Genomic DNA, 8,032 nt, shown 5'->3' on the forward strand with positions numbered 1-8,032 from the left:
TGCGGAGGCGGGCGGGGGAAGGGGCCGGGAGCGAGGTCGGGGGAAAGAAGGCCGGCGGGGGGATGTCCGGGCCGTCGCGGAGAATGGGGGTATGGCGGATTCGGGCGAGCGGGCACGGCACTGGCGGTATGCCGAGCTGCCCGACGTCGACCTGCTGCGCGCCCGCTATGTCCGCAAGACCTTCGTGCGGCACACCCACGAGCACTTCGTGATCGCCGCCATCGCCGAAGGGGTGGAGGTCTTCGCCCACCGCGGAGCCGACCAGTACGCCGGTCCGGGAGCGCTCGCGCTGGTCAACCCGGACACCCCGCACACCGGACGGGCCGGCGTGCCGGAGGGATGGCGCTACGGGGCCGTGTACCCCTCGCCCGACGTCGTGGCCGAGATCGCGGCCGAGACGACGACCCTGCGCGGAGCCCCGGGCTTCGTCCGCCCCGTGCTCGACGACCCCTGTGCCGCCGCGCTCGTCCATCAGGTGCTCCGGGCCGCCGAGGAGGGCAACGCGCTGGCCGCCGACACGCTGCTGCGGGTGGCGGTGACACGGTTGCTGCGTCTCAACGGCGGACCGCTGCCGCAGCGGGAGATCCGGTCGGCCGGAGCCCGGATCGCCGCCCGCGCGCGTGCCGCGCTCGAGGACCGGCTGGTCGATCCGCCGACGCTGGAGCAGCTGGCCGAGGACCTGGGCACCGGCTCGTTCGCCCTGCTGCGGGCCTTCCGGGACGCCTACGGGCTGCCGCCCCACGCCTGGCTGACCGACGCGCGGGTGCGGCGCGCACGCCGGCTGCTGGACGCGGGCACAGCGCCCGCCGAGGCGGCCGTCGCGGTCGGCTTCACCGACCAGCCCCACCTCAACCGTCACTTCGCCCGCATCGTGGGAGTCCCCCCGGGCGCCTACCAGCGTGAGCGCAAGAACGTACAAGACCCGGTGGGGTCCACCCCCCTACCGTCGGAGCCGTGGCAGAACAGACAGCTCACACCGACGCAGCCCACACCGAAGCGGCTCACACGGACGCGGCGCCCCTGGACATCCGAGCAGACGCGGAGGGAAGACCGGACGGCGCCGTCGTACGGGACGCCCTCGCCGTCGGCATCGCCGTCGGACTCTCCGGGTTCGCCTTCGGGGTGACCTCGGCGGGCAGCGGGCTCACCGTGTGGCAGACCTGCGCGCTGAGCCTCCTGGTGTTCACCGGCGCGTCCCAGTTCGCGCTGGTCGGAGCGCTGGCCGTGGGCGGCAACCCGCTGACGGCGGCCGCGGGCGCCTTCTTCCTGGGCGTGCGCAACACGTTCTACGGGCTGCGTCTGTCACAGTCGCTGGCCCTCCCGCGCGCGGTGCGCCCCTTCGCCGCCCACTGGGTGATCGACGAGACGGCGGCGGTCTCGCTGGCCCAGCGGGGACGCCGCGCCGCACGCCTCGGCTTCGCCGTCACCGGACTGACCCTGTACGTCCTGTGGAACCTCACCACCCTGCTCGGCGCGCTCGGCGCCGAGGCCCTGGGCGACACCGATGCCTGGGGACTCGACGTCGCCGGCCCGGCCGTCTTCGTGGCGCTGCTCGCCCCCATGCTGAAGACCGCCGTCGAGCGGGCCGTCGCCGGCCTCGCGGTGCTCCTCGGACTCGGCCTGCTGCCGGTGCTGCCCGCCGGAGTGCCCGTGCTGGCGGCCGCGTTCGCCGCGCCGGCCGTGCTCTACGTCGAAGGACGGCGCGCGGCCGGCCGACAGACGCCTGACCGGAAGGCGCCCGCTCCAGAGGCGTCCGAGGCGGCCGACCGCGAGACGTCCGGCCGCTCCGGCCGGAAGCCGTCCGGCCGGGACGACTCCGGTCAGGCACAGAAGGAGGAACGTTGAACACCTGGATCGCGATCGGTGCGACAGCGCTCGGCTGCTACGCCGTCAAGCTCGCCGGACTGCTCGTCCCCGCCGGGCTCCTGGAGCGGCCCCTCGTCAGGCGCTTCGCGGCCCTGCTCCCCGTCGCCCTGCTCGCCGCCCTCACGGCCCAGCAGACCTTCGCGGACGGCCGCGCCCTCGTCCTGGACGCGCGGGCCGCGGGGCTGGCCGCAGCCGTCGTCGCCCTCGTCCTGCGCGCACCCTTCCTGCTGGTGGTCGCCGCCGCGATGGCGGTCACGGCGGGCGTCCGGGCCCTGGGCGGGTGAGCGGCGGGAAACGGCGACAGCATGCCGGCGTGGTGGACGGAGCCCGGCGAGCCCGCGGTCAGTCGACGGCGCGGCCGTACGCCCGCAGGGTGCGAAGCGCCTCGATCGTCACCATGGGCCGTGCCTCCAGCGCCGTGCCGGGCGCCCATTGACGCCAGCGGACGGGCCAGCCGCCGTCCTTCTGCTGCGCGTCCGCGAGGTGGTCCAGGGAGCGGGCCATCTCCTCGTCGGTGAACCACGCGCGCGCGAGCGACTGCGGAGTGCGCGCGAAGTCGTACGGGAAGTGATGCTCTCCCGGGGCGTAGCCGGGGGCGACCGGATACCTGTCGAGGCGGTCGGGCTCCAGCGCGACGAGCCGGTGGTCGCGCACCAGCCGGCCCAGCCGGTCGGCGGCCGCCTGCGCGCGCGGGCGGTCGGGAGCGGAGTCCAGGAAGGCCACGGCGGCCTCGACCTCGTAGGGATGGGACCGCTCCAGGGAGTCCACCGCCTGCCAGCAGAAATCCGTCGCCCTGAACAGCCAGGCGTGCCACACGTCGTTGCGGTGCAGCAGACCGACCACGGGCCCGGTGGACAACAGCTCGCTGGGCGGGTCGTCCACGATCGGGATGAAGGGCGCCGCCGGGTAGCCGCGCTGACTGGGATGGATCGCCGGCAGCGCGCCGTCCCGTGTGGAGACGGACGTGAGATACGCGCAGACGCGCTCCACGCGCCGCCCGTTCAGTCGTCCGATGGAGTCCAGGACCCCCAGGGCGCGCGCGGTGTGCAGCGGCTGGCTGACGGGACCGCGCAGATCGGGTTCCAGCGCATGGCCGTATCCGCCGTCCTCGTTGCGGTAGGCGTCGAGGGCGGCCTCGACGGGATCGGCGGCGCCGTTGAGGAAGTCGTGCGCGAAGACGCGCTGTTCCAGCACGCGCGCGGTCAGCCAGACGAAGTGCTCGGCGCGGAAGAGCGGGGAGTGCGCCGGGGGCGTCGGGGGGAGTGGGGATGCTCCGGTTTCGGCCATGCTCAGACCGTAGGGCGGAAAGCGGTCTCGACAGGCGGTCCCGCCGAGGGCCACCCCCACGCGCGGGATACTGGTGTCATGCGGTTGACGGTCTTCTGGCAGCGAATGGACGAGCACTTCGGCACGGGGTACGCCGAAACCTTCGCGCGCGATCACGTGATGACGGAGCTCGGCGGTAGAACGGTGCACCAGGCGCTGGCGGACGGCTGGGACGCCAAGGACGTGTGGCGCGTGGTGTGCCTGGTGATGAACGTTCCCCAGGAGATGCGCTGACCTCGGGCGAGGACGCCATGCGGCTCCCCGGCTGTCGGTGGCGTAGGCGAGACTTGCACCGTGGCACCCACTGACGAGACCGGGCGCACCGCCCGGAACGCATCCCCGCCCGGCACGACGCCGCCCCCGCAACCGCCCCCGAACCAGGGCGAGGCCGGGCCCGCGGCGCGCATGCCGCGCTGGCTCCCGCGCGCCATGGTGCTCGCTCTCGCGCTGATCGGCGCGTTCCAGCTGGGCACCTGGGCCTTCCACCAGCTCGTCGGTCTGCTGCTCAACGTCCTCATCGCGTTCTTCCTGGCACTCGCGATAGAACCGGCGGTCAGCCGGATGGCCGCCCGGGGGATGCGCAGGGGGCTCGCCACCTTCCTGGTCTTCTTCGGCCTGTTGATCGTCGTGGCGGGCTTCTTCGCCCTGCTCGGCTCGATGCTCGCCGGACAGATCATCAAGATGATCGAGGGCTTCCCCGAGTACCTGGACTCGGTGATCAACTGGGTCAACACCACGTTCCACACCGAACTCCGGCGCGTGGACATCCAAGAAGGCCTGCTCCACTCCAACTGGCTGAAGAAGTACGCCCAGAACAGCGCCGCGGGCGTCCTGGACGTCTCCACCCAGGTCCTCGGCGGTCTCTTCCAGTTGCTGACGATCGCCCTGTTCTCGTTCTACTTCGCCGCCGACGGACCCCGGTTGCGCCGCGCCCTGTGCTCCGTCCTGCCGCCCGCCAAGCAGGCGGAGGTGCTGCGCGCCTGGGAGATCGCCGTCGACAAGACCGGCGGCTACCTCTACTCGCGCGGCCTGATGGCGCTGATCTCCGGCGTCGCGCACTACGTGCTGCTGCAAGCCCTCGGCATCCCGTACGCGCCCGTGCTCGCCGTGTGGGTGGGCGTGGTCTCGCAGTTCATCCCCACCATCGGCACCTATCTCGCGGGCGCCCTGCCCATGCTGATCGCCTTCACGGTCTCGCCCCTGTACGCGCTGTGGGTGCTGATCTTCGTCGTGGTCTACCAGCAGTTCGAGAACTACATGGTGCAGCCCAAGCTGACGTCGAAGACCGTGGACATCCACCCCGCCGTCGCCTTCGGCTCCGTCATCGCCGGCACCGCGCTCCTGGGCGCCATAGGGGCGCTGATCGCCATCCCGGCGGTCGCCACCCTCCAGGCGTTCCTCGGCGCGTACGTCAAGCGCTACACCGTCATGGACGATCCCCGGGTCCACGGCCACCGGGACCGCGGCGAGACGCCGGGAGCGCTCACCCGCGCGCGCGGCCTGTGGGCGCGGGGCCGGGACCGGACGAGGAGCCCGCGGCGGGGATCCGGCGGGCCGAACTGAGCGAAGGGGCCCACCCGTGACGCGGGGCCCGGGCCCCGGAGGTCCCTGCCGGAGCTGACCTTGCCGAGGAGGTCGCGCACACGAGTGCGCCGGCGCTCAGTACGTGCGGACGGCCCACACCCCGGCCGCGGCGACCGCGATCGCGTAGCAGCCCACCGCCGCGACCACGATCCGCACGCGCGCCGTCTCGCTCCAGGACGTGCGGGACAGCAACCAGGCCAGCGCGGGCAGCACCAGGACGGCGTGCAGGCTGACCCCGTGCAGAGGCTTGAGCGGCGCCGTCGAGCTGTAGGCGGCCTCCTGGTGGCCGGTGCGGGTGAGCACGACACCGCGCGCGATCATCGCCGCGCCCGAGGCGAGCGCCACGAGCAGGATCGCGAAGCCGGAGCGCACGGCGAGCGCCATCCCGGCCGGCCCCGCGGGCCGGCGCCGGAAGGAGATCGCGGCGAACACGGCGAGCAGGACCACCAGGACGCCGCCGCCGACCGCGAGCGTCATGGACACCGCCGTGTCGAAGGGCGTCTCCATGTCCAGGTGCGAGGGCGCCCCGCGCCAGGCCTGGAGGGTGATGCCCGCCACCTCCACCACGCAGTCGGCGGCGAGGACCCCGAGCAGCGCGGTGCGCAGCCGCCGTCGCATCCACAGGTACGAGGTGACCTGGACGACCGCCAGAAGCGTCACCCCGAAGGACAACCCGAAGGTGACGGGCTTGCGCCAGGAGACGGGGCCGTTCCACGGACCGCCGTCGACGGCGAACACCCCGAGGTGGAAGAGGCCGGAGAGGATCAGCAAGAGCGCGACCGCCCGGTAGCGGCGGTAGGCGGCGGGCTCGTACCCGTGCACGGGGTCCGGCGGCGGGTTCGTGACGGCCGGGCCGCTCTCGGCGAGGGACGCCCTGCTCTTCTGCTCGTCCAGGTCCATGTGCCGAGCCTCCCGGCAGCGCCCCATCCCGTCGTCGTCCGTGCGGAGACACCCGCGGTACGCCCGGGGGAGCAACCTGAGGTGGCAGCCGGCGGGTCCGGGTCTTCGGCGGCGCGGGACCACCGGGGGCCCGGGGTCTCGGAGTCCCGGCGGCGCGGGACCAGCCGGGGGTCCGGGGCTTCGGCTGCCGGGGAACGTAGCCTCGGTGGTGCCGCATGGTGCGCTTGACACGAAAATCGAACATCCATTCTGATGGAGGCTCCGGCAAGGCTCAACGCGAGTGTTCTGTCCCTGTTTGGGACGGTAAGCGCATGAGTTATCCACAGGCCGAACCGGCGTCGAGGCGCATTGTCAGTGGCAGGCGTTAGCGTCTTTGACGTGAAGCGATCGACTCAAGCAAATCGGGTGGAACCCATGGCAGGAACCGACCGCGAGAAGGCTCTGGATGCCGCACTCGCACAGATTGAACGGCAATTCGGCAAGGGCGCCGTGATGCGGCTCGGCGAGCGCCCGAACGAGCCCATCGAGGTCATCCCCACCGGATCGACCGCACTCGACGTCGCCCTCGGCGTCGGCGGCCTGCCGCGCGGCCGCGTGGTCGAGGTGTACGGCCCGGAGTCCTCCGGTAAGACGACGCTGACGCTGCACGCCGTGGCGAACGCGCAGAAGGCCGGCGGCCAGGTCGCCTTCGTGGACGCGGAGCACGCCCTCGACCCCGAGTACGCCAAGAAGCTCGGCGTCGACATCGACAACCTGATCCTCTCCCAGCCCGACAACGGCGAGCAGGCCCTCGAGATCGTGGACATGCTGGTCCGCTCCGGCGCCCTCGACCTGATCGTCATCGACTCCGTCGCCGCACTCGTGCCGCGTGCGGAGATCGAGGGCGAGATGGGCGACAGCCACGTCGGTCTCCAGGCCCGTCTGATGAGCCAGGCGCTCCGGAAGATCACCAGCGCGCTCAACCAGTCCAAGACCACCGCGATCTTCATCAACCAGCTCCGCGAGAAGATCGGCGTCATGTTCGGCTCCCCGGAGACCACGACCGGTGGCCGGGCGCTGAAGTTCTACGCCTCGGTGCGCCTCGACATCCGCCGCATCGAGACCCTGAAGGACGGCACGGACGCGGTCGGCAACCGCACCCGCGTCAAGGTCGTCAAGAACAAGGTCGCGCCGCCCTTCAAGCAGGCCGAGTTCGACATCCTCTACGGGCAGGGCATCAGCCGCGAGGGCGGTCTGATCGACATGGGCGTGGAGAACGGCTTCGTCCGCAAGGCGGGCGCCTGGTACACGTACGAGGGCGATCAGCTCGGCCAGGGCAAGGAGAACGCCCGTAACTTCCTGAAGGACAACCCCGATCTCGCCAACGAGATCGAGAAGAAGATCAAGGAGAAGCTGGGCGTCGGCGTGCGTCCCGAAGAGCCCGCCGCCGAACCGGGCCCGGACGCCGCCGCGGCTGCCGGCACGTCGGACGACGCCGCCAAGGCGGTGCCGGCCACCGCCGCCAAGACCGCCAAGACCAAGGCCGCGGCTGCCAAGAGCTGATCCGTGACACGACGAACCGACTGGGCCGAGTACGTCCACCCCGGCATCCCCCGTGAGGAGGAGAGCGGGGTCGACGGCGGCCTTGCCCAGGACGGCGCCGACCGGCCGCAGGGCGACCGGAGCCGGAGCGAGGGGGCGGACGGCGACGCCCGGCCCCGGGGCGGCCGGGCGGGACGCGGCGGTGAAGGCGGTCCACGCGGCGGGCGTGGACGCCGTCGGCGTGGCTCCGGAGAACCGTCCGCCGAGAACGAAGGCGACTCTTCCTCGTCGAGGGCCGAGCAGGGGGCGTCTTCAGGGGACCCGGCTGAGCGGGCACGGGCGATCTGTCTGCGCCTGCTCACCGGGACCCCGCGCACGCGCAAGCAACTCGCGGACGCGCTGCGCAAACGAGAGATCCCGGACGACGTGGCGGAGGAGGTGCTCTCGCGGTTCGAGGAAGTCGGGCTGATCAACGACAGCGCCTTCGCGGACGCCTGGGTGGAGTCCCGCCACCACGGCAGGGGCCTGGCCCGGCGCGCCCTCGCCCGGGAGCTACGGACCAAGGGGGTCGACTCGGAGCTGATCGACGAGGCCGTCGGCCGGCTCGACTCCGAGCAGGAGGAGGAGACGGCGCGCGAGCTCGTCGCCCGCAAACTGCGATCGACCCGCGGACTCGACCGCGACAGACGGCTGCGCCGCCTGGCCGGCATGCTCGCACGCAAGGGCTACCCCGAGGGCATGGCCCTGCGGGTGGTCCGCCAGGCGTTGGAAGAAGAGGGCGAGGACACGGAGCTCCTGGAGAGCGACGAGTTCTGAACCCGGGGAGGGTGGGGCG

9 protein-coding genes are annotated in these 8,032 nt (G+C 72.4%); 7 read left to right on the plus strand and 2 right to left on the minus strand.

The genetic code is table 11. From position 1 onward, the window contains the following. The first annotated feature begins 91 nt into the window (after positions 1-91). From KMS84_RS36510 to KMS84_RS36520, 3 genes are read left to right on the plus strand one after another with little or no spacing between them, the layout of a single operon-like run. On the plus strand, positions 92-1,126 hold the full coding sequence (locus KMS84_RS36510) for an AraC family transcriptional regulator (protein WP_256920843.1): 1,035 nt from the start codon (positions 92-94) through the stop codon (positions 1,124-1,126). Further along, positions 1,021-1,845 (plus strand): AzlC family ABC transporter permease, encoded by an 825-nt coding sequence (locus tag KMS84_RS36515; RefSeq protein ID WP_256920851.1) that lies wholly within the window; start codon positions 1,021-1,023, stop codon positions 1,843-1,845. The genes KMS84_RS36510 and KMS84_RS36515 overlap by 106 nt, the downstream gene beginning before the upstream one ends. After that, a complete protein-coding gene (locus KMS84_RS36520) occupies positions 1,842-2,150 on the plus strand; it encodes an AzlD domain-containing protein (RefSeq protein WP_256920844.1) in 309 nt (102 codons plus the stop codon). Before KMS84_RS36515 ends, KMS84_RS36520 begins: the two co-directional genes overlap by 4 nt. 58 nt (positions 2,151-2,208) lie before the next feature. On the opposite strand, the gene KMS84_RS36525 is transcribed toward KMS84_RS36520, so the two are convergent. Continuing rightward, entirely contained in the window at positions 2,209-3,153 is a 945-nt protein-coding gene (locus KMS84_RS36525; protein ID WP_256920845.1) for a hypothetical protein, read from the minus strand. Between the two features lie 78 nt (positions 3,154-3,231). Here KMS84_RS36525 and KMS84_RS36530 point away from each other — a divergent pair, with 78 nt between their 5' ends. Both KMS84_RS36530 and KMS84_RS36535 read left to right on the plus strand, forming a co-directional pair. Beyond that, entirely contained in the window at positions 3,232-3,426 is a 195-nt protein-coding gene (locus KMS84_RS36530; RefSeq protein WP_256920846.1) for a DUF3046 domain-containing protein, read from the plus strand. A 60-nt stretch (positions 3,427-3,486) separates the two neighbouring features. After that, a complete protein-coding gene (locus KMS84_RS36535; protein WP_256920847.1) occupies positions 3,487-4,755 on the plus strand; it encodes an AI-2E family transporter in 1,269 nt (422 codons plus the stop codon). A gap of 96 nt (positions 4,756-4,851) precedes the next feature. On the opposite strand, the gene KMS84_RS36540 is transcribed toward KMS84_RS36535, so the two are convergent. Beyond that, entirely contained in the window at positions 4,852-5,676 is an 825-nt protein-coding gene (locus KMS84_RS36540) for a hypothetical protein (RefSeq protein ID WP_256920848.1), read from the minus strand. A 414-nt stretch (positions 5,677-6,090) separates the two neighbouring features. Here KMS84_RS36540 and recA point away from each other — a divergent pair, with 414 nt between their 5' ends. Together recA and recX are read left to right on the plus strand one after the other, a co-directional pair. Then, complete coding sequence (gene recA, locus KMS84_RS36545; RefSeq protein ID WP_256920849.1) at positions 6,091-7,218, plus strand: recombinase RecA; 1,128 nt, start codon at positions 6,091-6,093, stop codon at positions 7,216-7,218. 3 nt (positions 7,219-7,221) lie between these two features. Continuing rightward, positions 7,222-8,013, plus strand: a complete 792-nt coding sequence (gene recX, locus KMS84_RS36550) for a recombination regulator RecX (protein ID WP_256920850.1) — start codon at positions 7,222-7,224, stop codon at positions 8,011-8,013. Positions 8,014-8,032 lie beyond the last annotated feature (19 nt).

The organism is Streptomyces hilarionis (assembly GCF_024539675.1).
Classification (GTDB): Bacteria; Actinomycetota; Actinomycetes; order Streptomycetales; family Streptomycetaceae; genus Streptomyces; species Streptomyces hilarionis.